This is a genomic window from Monoglobus pectinilyticus, assembly GCF_002874775.1.
Taxonomy (GTDB): Bacteria; Bacillota; Clostridia; order Monoglobales; family Monoglobaceae; genus Monoglobus; species Monoglobus pectinilyticus.
The window spans coordinates 839,694-862,472 of sequence record NZ_CP020991.1 but is presented as its reverse complement, the minus strand read 5'-3'; the positions used below and the strand labels follow the sequence as shown (position 1 = coordinate 862,472).

The 22,779-nt window shown below is 36.3% G+C and carries 11 protein-coding genes and 1 riboswitch; all 11 genes read left to right on the top strand.

The features are described 5' to 3' along the window. Nucleotides 1–21: 21 nt before the first annotated feature. Complete coding sequence (locus B9O19_RS03915; protein WP_102365201.1) at nt 22–2,658, top strand: S-layer homology domain-containing protein; 2,637 nt, start codon at nt 22–24, stop codon at nt 2,656–2,658. Between the two features lie 79 nt (nt 2,659–2,737). After that, a riboswitch (TPP riboswitch) is annotated at nt 2,738–2,843 on the top strand. Between the two features lie 82 nt (nt 2,844–2,925). Beyond that, nucleotides 2,926–4,230 (top strand): phosphomethylpyrimidine synthase ThiC, encoded by a 1,305-nt coding sequence (gene thiC, locus B9O19_RS03910; protein ID WP_102365200.1) that lies wholly within the window; start codon nt 2,926–2,928, stop codon nt 4,228–4,230. Between the two features lie 30 nt (nt 4,231–4,260). Continuing rightward, nucleotides 4,261–5,094 carry a bifunctional hydroxymethylpyrimidine kinase/phosphomethylpyrimidine kinase gene (thiD, locus tag B9O19_RS03905; RefSeq protein ID WP_102365199.1) on the top strand — a complete coding sequence of 278 codons (834 nt, stop codon included), beginning with the start codon at nt 4,261–4,263 and terminating at the stop codon, nt 5,092–5,094. 592 nt (nt 5,095–5,686) lie between these two features. Then, nucleotides 5,687–6,529, top strand: coding sequence for a hydroxyethylthiazole kinase (thiM, locus tag B9O19_RS03900; RefSeq protein ID WP_102365198.1), 843 nt, complete (start codon nt 5,687–5,689; stop codon nt 6,527–6,529). Nucleotides 6,530–6,553: 24 nt separating this feature from the next. Beyond that, the gene (gene thiE / locus B9O19_RS03895; RefSeq protein ID WP_102365197.1) at nt 6,554–7,180 is read left to right on the top strand and encodes a thiamine phosphate synthase; all 627 of its coding nucleotides are present in this window, start codon (nt 6,554–6,556) and stop codon (nt 7,178–7,180) included. 5 nt (nt 7,181–7,185) lie between these two features. After that, complete coding sequence (locus tag B9O19_RS03890) at nt 7,186–7,863, top strand: HAD family hydrolase (protein WP_102365196.1); 678 nt, start codon at nt 7,186–7,188, stop codon at nt 7,861–7,863. Nucleotides 7,864–8,426: 563 nt separating this feature from the next. Further along, a complete protein-coding gene (locus tag B9O19_RS03885) occupies nt 8,427–13,826 on the top strand; it encodes an RCC1 domain-containing protein (protein WP_102365195.1) in 5,400 nt (1,799 codons plus the stop codon). 16 nt (nt 13,827–13,842) lie between these two features. Further along, nucleotides 13,843–19,464: a S8 family serine peptidase gene (locus tag B9O19_RS03880; RefSeq protein WP_102365194.1), complete on the top strand. Its 5,622-nt coding sequence runs from the start codon at nt 13,843–13,845 to the stop codon at nt 19,462–19,464. A 22-nt stretch (nt 19,465–19,486) separates the two neighbouring features. After that, nucleotides 19,487–20,884: a copper amine oxidase N-terminal domain-containing protein gene (locus B9O19_RS03875; RefSeq protein WP_102365193.1), complete on the top strand. Its 1,398-nt coding sequence runs from the start codon at nt 19,487–19,489 to the stop codon at nt 20,882–20,884. A gap of 51 nt (nt 20,885–20,935) precedes the next feature. Next, complete coding sequence (locus B9O19_RS03870) at nt 20,936–22,333, top strand: copper amine oxidase N-terminal domain-containing protein (protein ID WP_102365192.1); 1,398 nt, start codon at nt 20,936–20,938, stop codon at nt 22,331–22,333. A 216-nt stretch (nt 22,334–22,549) separates the two neighbouring features. Further along, the gene (locus tag B9O19_RS03865; protein WP_102365191.1) at nt 22,550–22,774 is read left to right on the top strand and encodes a hypothetical protein; all 225 of its coding nucleotides are present in this window, start codon (nt 22,550–22,552) and stop codon (nt 22,772–22,774) included. The last annotated feature ends 5 nt before the right edge of the window (nt 22,775–22,779 follow it).

The following is a 22,779-nucleotide window of genomic DNA, read 5'->3' as shown; positions in this document are numbered from 1 at the left end:
AATATAAAGGATTGATAATAAATGGGGAATTATTTACAAAAACCCGGTTTACATATAAAGAAAAACAGGTTTGCGGTTAAGTTGATGTCCTGTATAACTGCTGGAATGTTGATTTTTTCTTCAATGTCTGCTTTTGCGTCTGTGCTGGGAGAGCAAACAACTCATACTGAAACTGAGTACGCCCAGGGAACCACTTATAATAGGAATACCTTTCAGAGCGACAGTGTTGGACAGCAGACTGAAAATTATTTTGAATACATACCAAACAGCGATGTTCTGCCTATAGTTTCTAATGGAGACCAGGTTTTTGGAAAACGTACTTCTGTTGAAGCTAATGAATATTTAAATGAGCAGGGAATTTTTGCGGCTATGGGTATGAACGCTGATTTTTTCTCTTTCCAAACCGGCGTGCCTATGAGTGATACAATTGTGGACGGAAAGGTTCTGACGTCTGACCAGGAAAAGCTGACAGGAGTGGGTTTTAATGCGGACGGCACAGGCTTTATTTCGCCTCTGCAAATTTATATATCTGTTGAAACACCGGAAGGCACGCTGTTTGATATAGAATGTTTAAATAAATACCGTCAGCCGTATGTTATGTATATTTATACAGATGAATTCGGAGATTACACCAATGCGGAAGGCAGCGGTACCAATGTTGTCTTGGGAAATGTGAGCGGCGGTTTTTCGCTGGGACAGCCTTTTACGGCAACTGTTGAGTCCATCACTTCGGATAACGGTTCAGTGGCAATACCTGACGGAAAATTGGTAATAAGTGTAGATGACAGGGTCGCGGATGAGGTAAAAGACCGTTTAAATCAGCTATATATAGGTCAGACCATTACTGTTGCCGCAAATGAAGTGACAGGCGACGCACGTTGGAACAGCGCAGTATACGGCACAGGCTGTCTGGGAGGAACATTGCTTCGGAACGGACAGCTGGATTATGAGGACGACAGCGCGGCGCCGAGAAGCGCTGTAGGAATAAAGGCGGATGGCTCGATAATATTTTATACTATAGACGGCAGGCAGCCGGGGTATAGCTATGGAGTCAGAAAAGAAACTTTGGCACGCAGACTTTTGGAACTTGGATGTGTTGACGCAGTAAATTTGGACGGCGGAGGAAGCACTCAGCTTGGAGGGACTTTGCCTGAAACCACTGAGTTTAAGATTTTAAATTCCCCGTCTGAAGGATTACGAAGATGCGCTAACTTTATATTTTTAAAGAAGATGAATCCGCCGGACGGCATACCTTATAAACTGCTGACATATCCATATGGAGAATATGTATTGTCGGGCAGCAGTGTAGGCGTTTGGGTAGCGGCGATTGACAAATCTTACGGAAAAGCTGAAATAACCGAGCCAATTTATTATTCTGTTGAGTCGGATAATACAACTGTGGGGCAGGCCGTTATAAACAATGACGGTTATGCAACATTGTACGGCGATGGGGATGTTTATTTTTCAGCAGTTACAGGAGAGGCGTATGGCAGTACTATGCTTCATTCAGTTTCAAACCCTGACAGTATTGTTATTAAAAATGAATCAGATGGCAGTGAAGTGTCGTCTTTGTCAGTTTCATCAGGGCAGACAGTTTATTTAACAGCTGACTCGGTATATCAGAATATTAACTTGACAGATTCAGACGAAGCGTATAGCTGGAGCGTCAGTGATGAGAATTTGGGAACAATTTCAGCTGACGGAACCTTTATTCCCGGCAATGTAAGCGGAACGGGAACTATAAATGTTAGTGCGGGTTCGGTCTCGGCTTCTGTAAATCTTACGGTTTCAGCCGGACCGGAACAGATACCGACCTCCACACCTCGTCCTTTGGAAACTGATTATCCGACGATAACAAGTTCAAATACCGGAAATGCTTTTGTGGCTAAAATATTCGGAACACATGGGATTATAGACGAGGACAATATTAAAATGACTGTCGACGGAGTTAAAACCAAGTTTAGTTTTTCTCCTGAAACTATGACTGTCGAATATGTTTACCCTGAGGATTTTTTAAATAATCCTCATTTGATATCTGTATCCGTAACGGATGATGAGGGATACAGTGCTTATAAAACCTTGAGCGTCGGAGATATTTCTGCATTAACCAATATTTTTGAGGATACGAATGAACACTGGGCAAGGGATTATATCTCATATATGACTAAACGCAAGGTTGTTTCAGGATATGAGACGGATAACGGGTTTGTTTTCAGACCGGACAAAAATATGACAAGAGCGGAATTTGCTTGTATGATAAGCAATTACTTGGGATTAAACGTTTATAATTACCGTGGAGTTGAGCTTCCTTACGCTGATAAAGATGAAATACCTGATTGGGCCTTTATGCAGGTTCAGGCGATGTACTCATTAGGTATAATGACAGGTCAGCAGGATGGGGACAGGGTTTTCTTCTCGCCTTCATCTAATATTAAAAGGTCGGAATATTCAGTTGCATCAGCAAGGTTAATGCCTTCAGGTCTTTATGCGGCTCCGGTTTCAGCGGTGGACGCAGAAGATATACCGGACTGGGCGAGAAGCAGCATTGAGCTTTTGCTGACTCAGAGTATAATGAGCGGTTATACAGACGGTTCTGTCAGACCTAATAATAATGTGACGCGTGCCGAAGCTGTAAAAATTCTTTACGGTATAGGATAGAGTGCTTTAACCTTTTATTTGTAAATAATGTAAGTTTGTTAAAAAAAGACTTGCAATTTATATCAGTTAGGTTTATAATAGTTAGCGCTGGGGGGACCGCGGTTATGGCGGTTGAGATAAGCAATATGCTTGACCCTTTGAACCTGGCGGTTAATACCGACGTAGGAAAGCACAAAATCTAAGAGATAGAATTTATTTTTTAGTGCTTGCCTTTGTTGTAGGTAAGCACTTTTTTGTGCGCAAATATTTTAAAAGGAGTTTTTTATTATGGAAAGAAATTACACTACACAAATGGATGCGGCAAAACGCGGCATTTTAACGCCGGAAATAAAAACGGTTGCTGAAAAGGAGAATATGTCTACCGAAGAGTTAATGGAATTGGTGGCTAAGGGAGTTGTCGCTATTCCGGCAAATAAGAATCATAAGACATTGTCACCTGAAGGAATAGGTCAGGGGCTGCGCACTAAAATAAATGTTAATCTGGGAATATCACGCGACGCTGCGGATATGGATTTGGAACTCGAAAAGGTTAGAACTGCTATAAATATGAAAGCTGAAGCTATAATGGACCTTTCTAATTACGGAAAAACTCATGAGATGAGAAAAAAGATATTAGAGATTTCAACCGCTATGCTTGGAACAGTTCCTGTTTACGATACAATAGGATATTGCGAAAAGAAGCTGAAAGATATAACTAAGGATGATTTTTTAAGAGTTGTCCGTCAGCACGCTGAGGATGGGGTTGACTTCATGACAATACATGCAGGAATCAACCGCGCTACAGCTCAGAAAGTTAAGGACAACAGAAGACGAATGAATATTGTTTCAAGAGGCGGAGCGCTTTTATTTGCCTGGATGGAAATGACAGGAAATGAAAATCCGTTTTATGAGTATTATGATGAAGTTTTGGATATATTCCGTGAATATGATGTAACTATCAGTTTAGGAGACGCCTGCCGTCCCGGATGTATTGATGACGCTACAGATCCTGCTCAAATATCTGAGCTTATAGTTTTGGGAGAACTGACAAGAAGAGCCTGGAAAAAGGACGTGCAGGTTATGGTTGAAGGTCCGGGTCATATGGCATTGAACGAGATAGCCGCAAACATGATTGCTGAAAAACGTATTTGCAGTGGCGCTCCGTTTTATGTTTTGGGGCCTTTGGTAACGGATGTTGCGCCCGGATATGACCATATCACTTCCGCTATCGGCGGAGCTGTTGCGGCAGCCAACGGAGCGGATTTCCTATGCTATGTTACACCGGCAGAACACCTCAGACTGCCTGACCTTGATGATATGAGAGAAGGAATTATAGCTTCAAAGATAGCTGCTCATGCGGCAGATATTGCAAAAGGAGTGAAAGGCGCCAGGGAGTGGGATAATAAAATGTCTGACGCCCGCCGTGAGATTGATTGGGATAAAATGTTTGAGCTTGCACTTGACCCCGAGAAACCAAAAGCGTATAGAGCAAGTTCGGTTCCGCGTGAAGAAAATACTTGTACCATGTGCGGTGAACAGTGTGCAGTTAAAAATATGAATAAGATTCTTGGCGGAGAAGATATAGGCATATAATAGTATAATTTAAGAAAGAGGTGTTTGGGTTTGAAAAATCTATTAACTATAGCAGGTTCGGATTCTAGCGGCGGCGCCGGCATACAGGCGGATTTAAAAACGTTTGCTGCCAACGGCGGATATGGAATGAGCGTGATAACAGCTGTGACAGCCCAAAATACGACAGGAGTTTCAGCAGTGCACAATATTCCGCCTGAAATTGTAAGAGCGCAAATAGACGCTGTATTTAACGATATAAATGTGGATGGAGTAAAGATAGGGATGTTGTCTACAGCAGATATTGCCAATGCGGTCGCAGACGCAATGGAAGTATATAAGCCCAGGATATTGATTGTAGACCCTGTTATGGTATCAACAAGCGGTTCAAAGCTGCTGAGCGATGAAGCTGTTGAAGTTATAAAAAACCGTCTTTTGCCGCTTGCAACTATGGTTACACCGAATATTCCCGAGGCTGAATATATGTGCGGGCAGGAGATTAAAAATATTCATGAGATGGGGCAGGCAGCTCAGATTATTGGTGATATGGGTCCCGGATATGTGCTTATAAAAGGCGGACACCTCAAAGAAAACGCTAATGATTTATTGTATAACGGAAGAACAATGACAATATTTGAGGGCGGCAGAATACATACACAAAACACTCATGGAACTGGCTGTTCGATTTCGTCTGCGATATGTATAAATATGGCAAAGGGAATGGACGCGGTATTGGCGGTTGGTGAAGCCAAGAAGTATGTGAAAACCGGAATTGAAAACGGTTTAAGCATAGGAAAAGGAAATGGGCCGATTCATCATTTTTATGATTTATGGAAAACGTCAGACCCGAATGTAGAAATTGAATTTAAATGTATAGAAAAGGAATAGTTTTAGAAATTTTTTTAAAAGAAAATATAAAAGTTTTTAATTAAATAACAAAATGTTAAGACCGATATTTTTATCAGTAATGTGAATCATTATTTTATATAATATAATATGTTATTAAGAAGCTTGATTATTAGTAGATAATAACTGTATTGTGGCAGGTATGGCTATATTTTTGAAAAAAGCTCATTGAAGGTTAATAAAAACAATTCACTTTGCATCACACCCACCTAAAAGGTGGGGTCACATCCGATGCCTGCAAAGCCACATTTTTACTTAATTTTCTATTTTAGATTTATCTAATATACAGTGTTTTTAGTGAACATCGGAAGGGCGTGCAAGCACGCCTCGTTAGGTGAGCTGACATATCACGCGGAGCGTGAACATATTTAAAACAATATGTTTATTTTTGGTTAATATAAAATTTCGCTTTTTAAATTTATGAAGATTTACTGTTTGAGAGATTGTTAACCGGTGAGCAGATATAAAAATAATTTATATGTTGGTAACCTCAGATGTGAACTAATTAATTTTAAAAATTAAAACTTATTATATAATAACGACAGCATAGACGGAAAGGATACATAATTTAGCTATGAATAAAAATGACAAAATGCTTAAGGAAGTAATAGATTTAATAAATAGAATGAAAAGCACTCGTCCTTTGGTTGAGTGCTTGACAAACCGTGTGACTATAAATGACTGTGCAAATATGCTGCTAGCTATGGGAGCTTCTCCTATTATGGCAGAAATTGAGTGTGAGATGGAAGAAATCATGAATATATCCAGCGCGCTGGTAATAAATCTAGGATTGCTTGACGGTACATATTTGTCTGCTATGAAAACGGCTGCCGAAGCCGCAAAAAGGCTTGGAAAGCCAATAGTTTTAGACCCGGTTGGAGCGGGGGCATCAAAGCTTCGGGATGAAACCTGCAGAGAGATGATAGAACTGACAAAACCGGATATAATAAGAGGAAATATGTCAGAAATACGCGCGCTGACCGGCGGCAATATAAGCAGCAAAGGTGTAGACGCGTCAGATGATGACGCTGTTAATGAAACCAACCGTTTAGAGCTTGGGGAACTGGTAAGAGAGTATGCAGAGAAAACCGGAAGCGTTGTTTGTGCTACCGGAGCTGTAGATATTGTCTCTGACGGTGTTCAGGTATTTTATTTAAAAAATGGACATGAGATGCTATGTGATGTTACAGGAACCGGCTGTATGTGCAGCGCTATGACGGGTGCAGCAGCTGCAGCCGGTGAGCCTCTTGCGGCAGCAATAGCCGCGGTGGTTATGATGGGTATTGCCGGAGAGTATGCCTATGAATATGTTAAAGAGACCGAACAGGGTATTGGAACTTTCAGAGTTAAACTATTCGATTATATTTATAGTTTATCAGATGAGGATTATATTAAGCGCGGAGAGATTTATAACTAATAATTTATAAATTGGGAGATAATTATGGATAAAGTAAATTATGGACTGTATTTAGTAACCAATACTAATATATGTCCCAGAGAAAAACTGCTTTCTGTTACTGAATCGGCAATAAAAGGCGGAGTAACTTTGGTTCAGTTGCGTGAAAAAGATATATCAACCAGGGAATTTTTTGCTGAGGCTTCTGAACTTAAAAAGCTGTGCAAGCATTATGATGTACCATTGCTGATAAATGACAGAATTGATATTGCGCTTGCTGTGGATGCAGACGGAATACATATAGGGCAGAGTGATATGCCTTTAAAGGTATCAAGGAGAATTTTAGGTTCAAATAAAATCATAGGATTATCAGCAGGAAACGTTAATCAAGCTGTTGAGGCGCTTAATGATGGAGCCGATTATCTTGGAGTTGGTGCGGTTTTCCCAACGTCAACCAAAAAGGACGCTTCAAATGTGGGAATTGACATGTTAAAACAGGTCAGAAAATCTGTTGATATACCTATTGTGGGTATCGGCGGTATCAATCCTGACAATATCAGTCAGCTGTATGGCTCCGGAATAGAAGGAGTGGCTGTCGTATCCTGCATAATGGGAAGCGAGAACCCTTATGCTGTCTCAAAACAGCTGTCTCAAATGGTTAAGGAGTTGTAAATATTATGAGAAATGAATCAAATAGAAATGGCAAAGAGTTTTTATCAAAGAAGAAAAATTTTATCTTTGATTTGGACGGGACGCTGATAGACTCTATGTGGGTTTGGGACAACCTGCTTGTTGATTTTCTGAATCGTCATAATTATGAAACTCCGCCGGAACTTTTAAAAGAAGTTGCATATATGTCGTTAGAGCAAAGCTCTAAGCGCGTATGTGAGCTTTTTGAATTACCCATGTCTCCTAAGGACGTAAACAGAGAATGGACAGAGATGATATACGACGGTTATGCTAAAGAGATAAAAACAAAGCCGGGAGCCGCGGAATATCTTGAAAATTTAAAGCGTGAAGGAAAGACGGTGGCGCTGGCAACAGCAAACTCGAAAGAATTGACCGAAGCATGTCTCAAAAATAATGGCATAATGGAATATTTCGATGTTTTGACATTTGCCGATGAAGTTGGAGAGGGCAAATCAAGTCCTTTGATTTATACTGAAACTTTATCAAGAGTTAATGGCGTACCTGATGAGTCTGTGCTTTTTGAAGATATACTTCAGGCGTATAAGACGGCAAAAATGATACCTTTGGATGTTGTCATTGTTGAAGACAGGTCAGCGGAAGGCGATAAATCTGATTTAATGAAATCGGCCGACCTATATATAAAAGATTTTTATGACTTAATATAAAAATAGTTTTTATTTATAATAACTTGATTGTAACGATATTAATTATTATATTTGTTATCTTTAATTTGGATTATATGAGTATTATAAAGGGTAACTTGCTTATATATTACAATACTATTTTAGATATAAAATGTTTATGTCTAAAATGGTATAGGAAGATAATATTCTGCTCTTATCTATATATTATTTTTGAAATAGTTATGTATAAATAAGATAAATTTTTGATTGTATTTTATGATATAAATAAAAATAAATAAAGTTTAATATAAAAGGCTATTTTTAGCCTTTTTTTGTTTTATGAATTTATATTACAAATAAATATATGTAATTAATTTCCTGAAAAATTAAAAAATATGCAAAATCTTGTTGACAAAAGAAATGCGCTATGGTAGATTATACCATAGTAATATTTTGAAAAAAATGCCAAAAAATATTTTATTTAGAATATTAATATTTCATAAATAAAAATGATAATAAAAAATATATAAAAAATAATATTAAAATGAAAAGGAGGATAGAAGTTAAGTTTAAAATTTAGTATAAGTATAAGTTGGAGGGAGAATATGAAGAAATTATTAAGTCTATTTTTGGTTATTGCAGTTGTATTTTCTGTTTCTACATCTACTATTTTAATTAATGCAGATGAAGATAGTGAAAATGCGACAAATCAAGGATTATCAGGGGAACAAACATCGGTTTCTGAACAATTAGAACAGCTGGCACAAGAGTATACTGACAGATTTATTATAAAATATAATGGGGATATTGAAGAAGCTGTAGGATATGCGTGCGATGAATCAAATAAAGTAAAACAACAGGAATTAGAGACAATAAAAGGTAGTAATGAAGAAGAGTTTTTAAAAATATCGGAAAATGATGAAGAGATTGTGGTATCTAAAAATGTTCGTGATTTAATATCTAAAGAGAATACCGGTGATATATCAACCTTTTCAGATGAGCCTGTATATGAGATTGATCAAGAGAAAAGTGTAATAAAACTATCTAAAAAAGTAGACCCGGAAATATTTACTGAAAAAATATACGAAAAGGCAAGCGGAAGGATAGAGTATATACAGCCGGATTATAAACTTGAATTGTCGGATATAGATGAAGGAAGTAAAGACAAAGCAGAAGAGGATAAAAATATAGATTCAAAGGATAGTGATAAAACTCTTTTGGAAGATGAGCGAAATAAGGAAGATATTCAAAAGGAAAATAAAGAAACAGAAGATATAAGTGTGGACTTAGAAGTTATTGAAAATCAGGCTGAGACCAGTGAAACAGAAAGCCCTGTACCTGAAACAACTGAGACTTCCGAACCTGAGAATGTAGAATCTGAGAATGTAGAATCTGAGACTGAAAATATAGAATCTGAAACTGAAGAGAATGAAGAAATTGATACGGAATCATATGATGATTTACAGAATGATATACAGTCAGGATGGCGAGTAACCAAAGGCACCGGAGTTAAGGTTGCAGTAATTGATAGTAAAGTAGACATTACTCATCAGGATTTAAGTTCACATGTAGTAAATGGATTTAATATAGTAAACAATACTGAACTTACATATGAAGAAAACCAAATAGGACAGTATTACCATGGAACGCATGTTACGGGAATAATATCGTCAACCGTGCCCGAAGCTGAGATTATTCCAATAGCAGCCTTTGAGAATGGACAAGCGTATACAAGTGATTTAATAAAAGCGATAGAATACGCAAAAGAACATGGAGCGACGATTGTAAACTGCAGTTGGGGAAGTACAGATAATAATCAGGCATTAAAAGAAGCAATGGAAAACAGCGGACTGTTATTTGTTTGCGCAGCGGGAAACAGTAGGATAAATGTAGATGAAACACCGATATATCCAGCAAGTTTTGATATAGAAAACGTGATAAGCGTTACATCATTAAATGAAGATATGGGATTTAGCTACTATTCAAACTACGGAAACAGTGTTGATATAGCGATGTATGGAAGAAATGTAAGAAGCACGCTTCCGGGAGGAGAATATGGTGAGCAGAGCGGAACATCAATGTCAGCAGCATATGTCACAGCCGGGGCTGCAATGGCAGAATCAAACGGAGTTCAAAATATAAAAGAATCGCTGCTGAATACAGCAGTTAAATTATCTAATTTGAAAGATAAAGTAAATAGTCAGCGAAAGCTGAGTTATAGTAATTTAGTAAACAATATAATTTCAGATGGGATAATAGAAATATCGCCGAAAGACGATTTTGATGTCAACGGATATCAAAGAACACCGGAAGAAAATTGGGAACTGTTTAGCTCACTTAAAACAGTACAAGTAGAAGCCGGAGGAAACAACACAGCATTTATAAAGAGTGATGGTTCTTTATGGATGGCAGGAGATAACACATATGGACAGTTGGGCAATGGAACATATGAGAATTCAGCTGTTCCTGTTCAGGTAATAGGCTTGACAGATATTGTACAGGTCGCAGTTGGTGAAAGGCATTGTATAGCACTAAACAGCAGAGGTTATGCGTATTTATGGGGATATAACGGATATAATGCAGTATCGTTTTCAGATAATAGAAAAATATCATTGCCTGTTATGCACACACTATCAAATATAACTTATGTTGAAGCCGGCTCATTAACTAGTTTTGTGGTTCAGGGGTTTAATGGTATATATGCCCAGGGAGATAACTCATATGGACAGCTGGGAAATGGTACAAAAGATACATTAGCTATATTAACACATATGGAAAATTCTAATGGAGCTGATATTGTTAAATCATATAATAAACATACATTTTTCATTAATGTTGTAACTGTATTTGCCTGCGGAGCAAATGACCACAATGTTTTGGGATTATCATATGCTGGCACTACACTTACACCTGAACCTGTATCAATAAGTATAGATATAGATACTGGATATAACCATGCAGTTGCAATAGATGAGACAGGTATGATTACAGCATGGGGAACGAATGATTGGGGACAATGTGGTAAAGGGATAGACGGCAAAGGATATATAGATATATATAATGCAAAAGATGTTAAATGCGGCAAAGAACATAGTATAGTTCTTTTAGAAGACGGAACTGTTATGACCTGGGGATACAATCTCCGCGGACAAATCGGAGACGGAACTCACAATAAAAGGTACGAGCCTTACGCCGTAAAAGGTATGACTAATATAACTCAGATAGCAGCCGGAAATAATCATATCGTAGCATTGGATGCAAATGGTAACGTATGGCGTTGGGGAGATAATTCATATGGACAGTTTGGAAACGGTTCTACAGTATCATCAAACAGTCCTATAAATAATTATTACGGTGATTTGGAGCATAAAAATATAAGCAGTGGTTCTAATCATATATTATATGTTGATAAAGATGGTAAGTTATTTACAAAAGGCGATAATACATACGGACAATTGGGAACGAGTGATAATGTATCGCGTGAAGATTTTGCTGAAGTCCATGGGCCTTGGGGAAGTAAAAAAATAGTGAAAGCTGAAACATGTGCGGATACTTCATTTGTTCTGACAGAAGATAATAAGGTATACGGATGGGGTAGAAATGACAAATATCAATTACATGACAATACTAATATTGATAAAAATGTTCCTATATTGATTGCAATCGCAGTAATTGATGTAGCGGCAGGATTAGAACACGTAATTGCACTTTCAAAAAATGGCGAGGTTATGGCGTGGGGAGAAAATACTTATGGACAAATTATTTTAGACACTATATCAGGCAGCAGTTATACACGACTTTTCTCAAATGCTAAAAAGATAGCCGCAGGGGATTATCAATCGTATATAATTGATGAAAATTCCAATTTATATGCATTAGGAAAAAATGACAAGGGACAGCTTGGAACTTCGGATACTGAAAATAAAAGTCAGCCTGCGTTTGTTATGAATAATGTAAAAGATGTGTCATGCGGAAATAATCATACTGCTATTTTGACTAACAGCGGAAAGCTTTTTGTGTGCGGAGATAATACATATGATCAGTTAGGTATAACATTGCCAAACAGTGCAACATATACCAGCAGTCCAACAGATACAATGCTCTTTGCAGGAGAGATATTTGCCGGAGCCAATTCCACTGCATATATGGCTGATGGAAAAGTGTATCAATGCGGTAGTGTTGCTGATACACAGAATAAATCATATCAGGCTGTAGAAGGTTTAAGCGACATAACTGAAGTTGATATAGGAGAAACATGTTTGGCAGCAAATGCAGACGGTGAGTTATACCGTTGGGGAAATATGGCTGCCGGTAAATCTTTGAAAAATAATATAACAGTAAGTCCTGTAGAAGTAGATTATCCATATGCAGTAAAACAAGTAGATTCATACCGTACGCAGACATTGGCAATAAATGAACTCGGACAAGTAATCGCCTGGGGAGAAGGCTATTATGCAAACGGTTCGGATAAAATGGAAACAAAAACATACCCGACTGTGATTGAGGGAATAGAAAATCCAACCCAAGTGAGCCGCGGTAAAAATCATAATTTGGTGCTGGATAAAAACGGAGACGTGTGGTGCTGGGGAAGCAATACGAATAACCCAATGGGAACGTTGGGAGGAAAGGTAAAGAAAGCGTCTAAAATGACCGGAATTTCTAATGTAAAACAAATAGCAGCCGGAACAGAGTTCAGCATATTTTTAAAGAATGACGGAACTATTTGGGGAGTAGGCAAAAACGATAAAGGTCAAATAGGACAAGGGAATACAGATGATTATTTAACACCGACACAAATAACGTCAATGAAGACTTTTAAAAAGGTGAGCGCAGGAGAATCATTTGTTGTAGCTTTAGCCGAGGACGGACTGTATTCATGGGGAGCAAACACAGACGGACAGATTGGAAACGGAACAACGGATGATGAATATATACCTGTAAAACTGAATGCAGAACTGGAAAACGGAGAATATTTTACTGATATATCAGCAGGAACAAACTTCTGCCTTGGTTTAACTAACTTTGGCAACGTCTATTCATGGGGAAATAACGGAAGCGGAAGGTTAGGATTGGGAGATAAAAATAACAGAAATATACCAACAAAAATAAAAGGTATAACAGGAATAAAAAATATTTCTGCTGGTGATAGCAGTTCATTAGCCGTAAAAAATGATGGAACAGTATATGGCTGGGGATATGGTTCAGATGGACAACTGGGATTTTTTGTAACAGGTTCAACATTAAACCCAAAAGAAATAACGACATTAAACGGAAAAAACATAAAACAGACATCATGCGGAAGAGCCTTTTCAGTAGCTATAGGCAGAGATGGAAAACTATATTCTTTCGGTAGAAATAATTCCGGGCAATTGGGGATATATTCTTCTATACCGGTAAAAGTTACATCAAATATGATAAATGATACAAAATGGTTAAATGGTTATATGGCTCAATATTTATCTCCGATCGCAGTAAGTATGGTTTTGCCAAGCAGCGCACCCAATGGAAGCAAAATAGTTTGGAAAAGCAGCAATACAGATTATATATTGGATGATGGAACTTTTATTAAGCGGCCAGATCGTTGCAGTGATGATATAGAAATAAATTTGTCTGCTGAAATAAGCGATAACACTGAATTATTTAGCACTTGTTTTAGTTATATAATAGAAAAAGATTCTTCACTCAGTACTGATGTTTATATAAGTGCGAAAAAGGGTGATATATCATCATTTGTTATTTCAAATGATGAGAATAACAACATGTTATATACTATAACATTTGATTCTGATATTTTTGAAATTGTTGATTTAATTGGGATTACAGATGAGCAAGATATTCTTCCTGGCTGTCAAAACGGAACAATTAAAATTGAAAGTGTTGATAAAGGTGTAATTACTTTTAGGTATTCAGCAACAAACAATTTTAATGGTTATATTAACTGTTTAAAATTCAAAGCAGCTAAAGACGGGAATACTGAAATTAAAATAACAAATATTATAGAATAAAGTGGAGGGTATTATTTTGAGAAAAATAATTTCACTATTCATAGCAATAATCATTTTGCTTGGAATAGTACATATAAATATTTTTGCCGAAGGAAACGTGCAGAATGAAAATATAGAAATGTTTTCAATGCCGCAGGATGCAAAATATGCTGAAAATGAGGTTTTAATACAGTATTCGCCTGTTGGAATGTTTGCAGATGAATCTGATGTTAGTCCTGAATTAATGATGTCAGAAAATCTTGAAAGTGTATCAAGTGTGGAACTTATAGATACGTTAAGTGTTGATAAGGAGGACGGAAGCATATTAAAACAATTACATGTCGAAACCGAGGATTTGGAAAAGACAATAAATGAAATGAGACAAATTCCAGGTGTTGAGTATGTGGAGCCAAATTATAAATTATATGTTGCAAATACTGATTACGACCCGAATTTTACAAAACAATGGGCATATAATAATCCGGTGTATAATATAAATGTTGAAAATGTATGGGAAAAGGTGTATAATGATAATATATCAAAAACAGAAACTATAGTCGCAGTTTTAGATACTGGTGTTGATATATATCATGAAGATTTAAAAGATAATATATTTAAAAATCAAGAAGAAATATATGGGAACACTGAAAAAGATGACGATAATAACGGATTTGTTGATGATATTGCTGGATGGGATTTTTTAAATAATGATAATACTGTTTATGACAATACAACAGATTCAACTGGTGAAAAAACAGATAGTCACGGAACACATGTTGCAGGTATTATTGCTGCCGCTAAAAATGGAGTTGGAATGCAAGGGGTAGCATATGAAAATGTAAAAATTTTGCCTGTGAAATTTATTGCGGGAAAAGAGGGCGGAGATCTTTCAGACGCTATAAAAGGAATAAAATACGCAGAGAAAATGGGTGCATCTATTGTTAATTGCAGTTTTGCAAGTAATAATGAATTTTTAACACTAAAAGATGTTATGAGAAGAAGTAAAATGTTATTTGTATGTGCTGCCGGAAATCATGGGACTCAGCTAAAAGAATATCCAGCAGGTTTCGCAGACCTTGATAATGTAATTTCTGTATGTGCGTTAAATCAAGAAGGAGATTTAACATCTTTTAGTAATTATGGACATGATTATATTGCAGCTCCAGGTAAAGCAATATACAGCTTAGCACCTGAAAATAACTATATGTATATGGATGGAACTTCTATGTCTACACCGTTTGTAGCAGGTGCGGCGGCATTGCTTAAAATAATCAATCCGAGTTTAGATTCAAAGCAATTAAAAGACGCATTAAATAACGGTAGTAAGACTTCGGAGACGGGGCTTTTTCATGGTAAATTGGATATTTTGGGAGCGTACGAGAATTCTCCTTTGAATCCTGATGAGGGTACATTAGTCGCCGGAATAAAAGAATATGGCGGTAAAATAATAAACCATGACAATAGTATATATAGATTGGCAGGCTGCGATGAATCCGGTTTTATGAACAATATTGCTGTTTATAAACCTGATCTAGGAGTATGGAGCGATGTTACTTATTTGCGTGAAGGCAGAATATTTGCAGCGCCTGTTTTTATTGACAGTACTATCCGGTTATGCGGTGGAAGAAGTATATTAAAAAAAGATCTTGATACAACATGGACATATAATATACATAGCTATTTTAATAATACTATTAAAACTAATACAGGTTCTTATTATATTTATGCTAACCGCAGTGCCGCTGCAGGAGTGGGAGCAGAGGGTAAGGTTTACTTTTTTGGAGGAACATCTGATGGCAGATATGCTAATGATGTTTTATCTGCTAAGCCAACAAGCAGTAGTGATTTTCGATGCTTAATGCCGGAAAGTCGCGGGTATGCCTGTGCTGAATATCTAAATGGAGATATTTATCTTTTTGGAGGTGCAAATGAAAACGGATGTTTAACCAGCACATATAAGTATGATATATCAGAAAATTCAATAAAAGAATGTGCGCCAACAAATTATTATCATAATAATGCTGCATCTGCTGTTATTGATGGAAAGATATATGTTTTTGGCGGAACAAATCAGTATACCAAAGACGGACATGATCCTATAACCGAAAATAATGGTATTATTTCAGATGTACCCAATAATATTGTTGAAGTATACGATCCAAACACAAATATATGGACGCGTATTGCGGACATGGACGCAGCAAGAGTTGGTCACTCAGCTGTGTTTTATAAAAATAAAACTATACTTATGGGCGGATGGAATGGAGAATATCTTGATTCTGTAGAATACTATTGGGGCAGTGAAGCCCCTAAAAATGTGAAGTCCGCTTTAAGCATAGATATGCAGTCAACAATGTTGTCATGGCAGCCTGTAACAGGAGCAGATTCGTATGAGATACAGATTGGAGACAGAGAGCCTATATTCACTGCTGAAACAAAAGTTAATTATTTAATATCTGAACCAAATGATGAAAATTTTAAGGTTCGTGCAATTAAAAACGGAGGCGTTAGCGTATGGAGTTCAGAAAGAAAACTCTATCCTTTGGGAACTAACATAAATGATGCAATAAAATTAACTTTGAATGTACCTGTTTCAGATATATTAAAATCAAATGAAAATTCAAAATATTATAAGTTTGAAATAGATAGTTTAACAAATATTGATATTAAACTATTCGGTATACCTCAAAATTTTGATGGTGGTTTTGAAATATTAGATGAATATGGTTTGCATATAGCAAGCGGTTACTCAAAAAACGGGAATATTATGATTGAAAATAGGCTGATGACAACAGGCGATTATATTATCAGAGTCTATAACGTGCCTTCAGATGGTTCAGATTTAAATTATACACTTGAGGTTTCAGAATATTATACTGAAGAAACCGGTAATCTTCCGACAAGGGTATCTCAAAATATGTTAAACTCGGTTGATATGTCGGTTTCAAATACAAATTATACAATTATTGATGACGGAACACTTCCGGATAACAGTATGTCAATAGAAATGGAAGAAGATAATTCAGGTGAGTTTGGAATAAACAATACAACAACCGTTTATTCAGGAACTGGAGTTTTAAATAAAAATGTTTTGAGTAGGGTGTTTACAATAAAAAATGTAAAAAGGGGGTCACTGATAATTGCAGTTGTAGAACCGCCGTCAGGATATGCATATGTTCCATATTTTATTTCGAACAATCTTGACTCTTCGGTAGGCTGTTTAGATCCGTACAATAATACTAATAATATAGCATCATCGTCCTTTTTAGCTAAGAGTGATGGTAGTTATTCTATCAGAGTCGTGTGTAGCAATGGTGAGTATGACCCTCAAGGGGGAGAGTTTAAAATTAAAGCGTTTGTAACCACCGATCCAGAAAAATTTGAATCAAATCAGTGGCAGATGGGGGCAAATGATAAGGAATACGGAGACAAATCAGCTGTTAATTTTAATAAAATTGAACAAGCAATTGGAACAACAAATAAGCCTACTTCTGGTATAGACGCAAAATTTTCTACAACTTCTGATATAGATACATATCCAATCGAGGTTTCACAGGGTGAAAAAATATCTGTCTCACTTGAAGTAGACAAATCTGAATATGTAGGCTCATATACGATAAGTTTTCAGACTAATTTTAAAGATTTTAATTATCGTGATAATCCAGATGGTGTTTCAAAGGACTTTAACATAACATATGAAAGGACTGATTGTACAAATCCGTATAATGTAAAGGCATATAATAATTCGGCATTTGCTTCATGGATTGTTCCTAATAATTTAGTATCAAACACAGCATATATCGTGGTACAGAAAAATAAAAAATCGATGGATATAGGAAGCGAAGTAGGTTATCATTTGATAATAACAAGAGTATCTCCTGAAGAAATGAAAAAAGATGTAAATGAAAACAGTACATATACTCCTTCCGGCAAGAAAGCATTAAACGGAGATGCAGAAACATCTGCGGTTACACCAATTACCCGCCGTAATGATTTTATTAATTTTAAAAATAATAAAAATTCAGCGGGCAAGCTTACTCAGCAAGTATCCGGTACCGGTGTGATAGACAGTCAGCTCGACGTGGATTGGTTCCATTATGAAGGCACTGTTAATACTCCTAACCGTGTTGTGTTAACCACTGAAGCTGATAATTTGAAACTAGCGCTTTATGAAAATGGTTCAACCAGGGAACTTGAAAATGGTGATACAGTTAATTTTAAAACTTCTGATTACTATATAGGAGTATACGCTGAAGATGAAACATATGGTCAAAATCAAGCGACAGATTATATACTTTCGGTAATAGATGACTCGAAAGAAAAACAGGACGTGCATATAGTTCTTTATGATTCGGGTTACGGAGGAAATGGTTTCTATGATGGTCAAATTCCAAGGTACTATGACAGTTCAGGAAATAAGTTTGAATACTCGGTTGAATTCTTTAAAAAATATCTACCGCTGCTGGTTAATAAGGATGTGTATTTTTCAGTTTCAATCAGAGACCTGGATTTTGACAGGGTATTTCTGCCTGTTAATAACATAGGAGATTTAAGAAATGATCCATTTATTTTTGATAATTATGACAATCTTTCAGGCAGCGGGCAGCTTGAGCTTGTTAAAAACTTAACTATTGACAGGGTTAATAATGTATATGATAATATGATAGCAGCATACCGAAGTCTTCCGAATTATCAAAAGCCGAAAACAATGCCTAAAATATATATTGGAACTCCGCATTATACAGGCTGGCAGATTAGAAATTGGGACGGTACAAATATAGATAATTATGTTTTAAAATATGATGAAATAGTCAGAAATATTTATGAGGGCGTACGGTCACATGTTATTGCTAAATCAGGAAGCGACAATGATATAGCCGGTTTATATTACGGCAAAGAGGATCCGGAACCGTATAATACATCTTTTGAATATACAAAAATAATGCGGAACACTTCATCCATGATTCACGGAGAGAGTAAAAAGATGATTTGGATGCCATATACTGGCGGAAGTATAACTAGTGTAAACAATGTATGTAATATTGCCAATACATACAATTATGACGGGAAAAAACTATGTGATGTAATAGTAATCCAGCCCGGATATTTTTACTATGAGGTCAGCAATGACGGCAGAAGCGATAGTGAATATCCTGAGTTTATGCAGTATATAAGGGATATAGTGTTTAATAATGATAAGAATTCAGGAACGGATTTGTGTTTCCAAATGGAATATGATTCATCTATTTTTACTGGAAGATATATTAATGATGAGTCAAAGTCAAATCCAAGTAATAAAACGTATCGTTTTGCCAAAACTCTTGATATTTTTAAGTATTTATTAACAACCCCTGAGTATTCATTTGGAATTTATGCTGGCGGGCCTAATGAACAGGGTTACAATATGAATAAAATATCTGATAATATAAACTTACACAGTAACCGTAATCATATAACTCTTTATGAAAATGATGGTCATTATAAAACTTATAAAGATTTAACAGATATAGCAAGTAATTATAATATGGCGTATAATACCAAAATTACATATGATATAACAGCAGGGTTGTTATTTAATGGATGGTCGTCGCAAGTCAGGGATAATATACATCGTGTATATAATGAATTATTTGAAGAGAGCAGAGTTACGCTTTACTAAAAAAATGTAGGAGGAGAAATGTATGAAAAAATTTATAACAATAGTTGTCTTATTATTAATGTGTTTAAATATAAATCCAGTAAAAGCACAGAGAGTTGAAGAAGATGGAAACAATATAGGTACATATTTTCAGCTTGGAACATACGAAGATGATCCAATAATATGGAGATGTATAAGTGATGATGACGAAAATGGAATGCTTTTGTTGAGTGATAAAATATTATGCTATAAAGCATATAACGCAGGTACAAATGTTGATGATTTTTTAAGTCAGGATATGTATGGCTCAGATATATGGGAAAACACAACGATAAGAGCGTGGTTAAATGCAATAGAAAATGCAGGTAATATTATATGGCCGGGTAATAATCCTCCCAATACAAAAGTACCATTATCACCATTCATGCCATATGTAGATGAAGATGGATTTTTGTCTGAAAGAAATTTTAGCATTAGTGAACTGTCAGTTATGAAAACAGTAAGTCAATGGCAAATATTGGGGCCGAAAAATGCACATTTGTCAACTAACGGATTAAAAAAGTGTTTTCAAACAAACTATTATCCTTTTATTAGTCGATATGGAAAATATAATGTGTTTAGTTCGGGTATTAGAAATTTTAGTCATATAGAAGGGGCAATGTATAGATTAAGTGATACAATGTTTCTGATTGATGAAGCGCAGATATACAAGCTATGGACTAATTTTGGGACAGTAAGGGCATATCCAACTCAAAAAGCATTTGATAGTGTTAAAAATGATAAAAAATATTATGAAGGATTTGAAAGTGAATACGCATTAAGGTCGTCAATAACAGATGCAAGGTTTATATTTGGTGACGATGATTATAGTTCGGGAATATGTGCGTATAGTTATGGAGTAAGACCGGCATTTTATTTAGACACAACAAAAGCCGAGATTATATCAGGAAGCGGAAGTATAGAAGAACCATATATAATAGACGGACAGCCTCAAACAAATGCAGAAGTATACTGCAACGGAGAGAGAATGCAATTTGATGAAGAACCGGTGGAGGAAAGCGAAAGATTGCTGGTGCCGGTAAGGGCAATATTTGAAGAGCTTGGAGCAGAGGTTGAATGGGAGGAGGAAACACAAATAATCACAGCAAAAAAAGAAGATACAACAGTGGTAATGCAGATAGATAATCCGGAGATGGGAAACAGCAGAGAAGTGGTAACATTAGAGGTGCCGCCGAGGTTGGTTGGAGAGAGAACAATGGTGCCGCTGAGAGCGGTATCGGAAGCGTTTGAAGCGAAGGTAGACTATATAGAAAACTTAAACCGAGTAGTGGTAGACCAGCCGAAACTGCCAATGGATTTTGGAGAAAGACTGGAAATACCGATGGAAAATTGGCAGCGCAAAGATTTCGAGAGCATATTCCCCGACTATGAACCGTTTTAACGAAAAGAAGGGTATGAGAATATCATACCCTTTTTAGCGGAGGAGAAAAATATGAAAAAATTTATAACAATAGTTGTTTTATTATTAATGTGTTTAAATATAAATCCGGTAAAAGCACAGAGAGTTGAAGAAGAGGAGAACAATATAGGTACATATTTTCAGCTTGGAACATACGAAGATGATCCAATAATATGGAGATGTATAAGTGATGATGACGAAAATGGAATGCTTTTGTTGAGTGATAAAATATTATGCTATAAAGCATATAACGCAGGTACAAATGTTGATGATTTTTTAAGTCAGGATATGTATGGCTCAGATATATGGGAAAACACAACGATAAGAGCGTGGTTAAATGCAATAGAAAATGCAGGTAATATTATATGGCCGGGTAATAATCCTCCCAATACAAAAGTACCATTATCACCATTCATGCCATATGTAGATGAAGATGGATTTTTGTCTGAAAGAAATTTTAGCATTAGTGAACTGTCAGTTATGAAAACAGTAAGTCAATGGCAAATATTGGGGCCGAAAAATGCACATTTGTCAACTAACGGATTAAAAAAGTGTTTTCAAACAAACTATTATCCTTTTATTAGTCGATATGGAAAATATAATGTGTTTAGTTCGGGTATTAGAAATTTTAGTCATATAGAAGGAGCAATGTATAGATTAAGTGATACAATGTTTCTGATTGATGAAGCACAGATATATAAGTTATGGACAAATTTTGGGACAGTAAGGGCATATCCAACTCAAAGGGCATTCGACAGTGTTAAAAATGATAAAGATTATTATGAAGGATTTGAAGAGGAATATATGTTAAGGACATCCAACAGAAGCGCACAATTTATATTTGGTGACGATGATTATAGTTCGGGAATATGTGCGTATAGTTATGGAGTAAGACCGGCATTTTATTTAGACACAACAAAAGCCGAGATTATATCAGGAAGCGGAAGTATAGAAGAACCATATATAATAGACGGACAGCCTCAAACAAATGCAGAAGTATACTGCAACGGAGAGAGAATGCAATTTGATGAAGAACCGGTGGAGGAAAGCGAAAGATTGCTGGTGCCGGTAAGGGCAATATTTGAAGAGCTTGGAGCAGAGGTTGAATGGGAGGAGGAAACACAAATAATCACAGCAAAAAAAGAAGATACAACAGTGGTAATGCAGATAGATAATCCGGAGATGGGAAACAGCAGAGAAGTGGTAACATTAGAGGTGCCGCCGAGGTTGGTTGGAGAGAGAACAATGGTGCCGCTGAGAGCAGTATCGGAAGCGTTTGAAGCGAAGGTAGACTATATAGAAAACTTAAATCGAGTACTGGTAGACCAGCCGAAACTGCCAATGGATTTTGGAGAAAGACTGGAAATACCGATGGAAAATTGGCAGCGTAAAGATTTCGAGAGTATATTCCCCGACTATGAGCCGTTTTAACGAAAAGTGTAAAGGGTATGAGAATATCATACCTTTTTTAGCGGAGGAGAAGAAAAAATATGAAAAAGTTTATAACTATTTAATATTATTGCGTATCTTTTTATTTATAGGATAGAAATTAATAAATAACAACAAATAGGCTTCTTAAAAATTTATAAGAAGCCTATTTCTATTTGTTTATATAAAGACATAATTTCTATTTACCAATTGGGAAATATGGCAAGAAAAACAATTGGAACGGAACGTCTCGAAATATATGGATATGATAAATTAGGAAACAATATTTCTGCAACTGTAAGCAAACAGGACGGTACAGAAGCTATTACAACTCAAAATTTGTATGACAGCCGCGGAAATGTAAGATTTGAAATGGATGGCAACACAGTGGATAAACAAAAGGAAATACCACATATTATGAATATGATGAACTGGGAAGACTAATAACT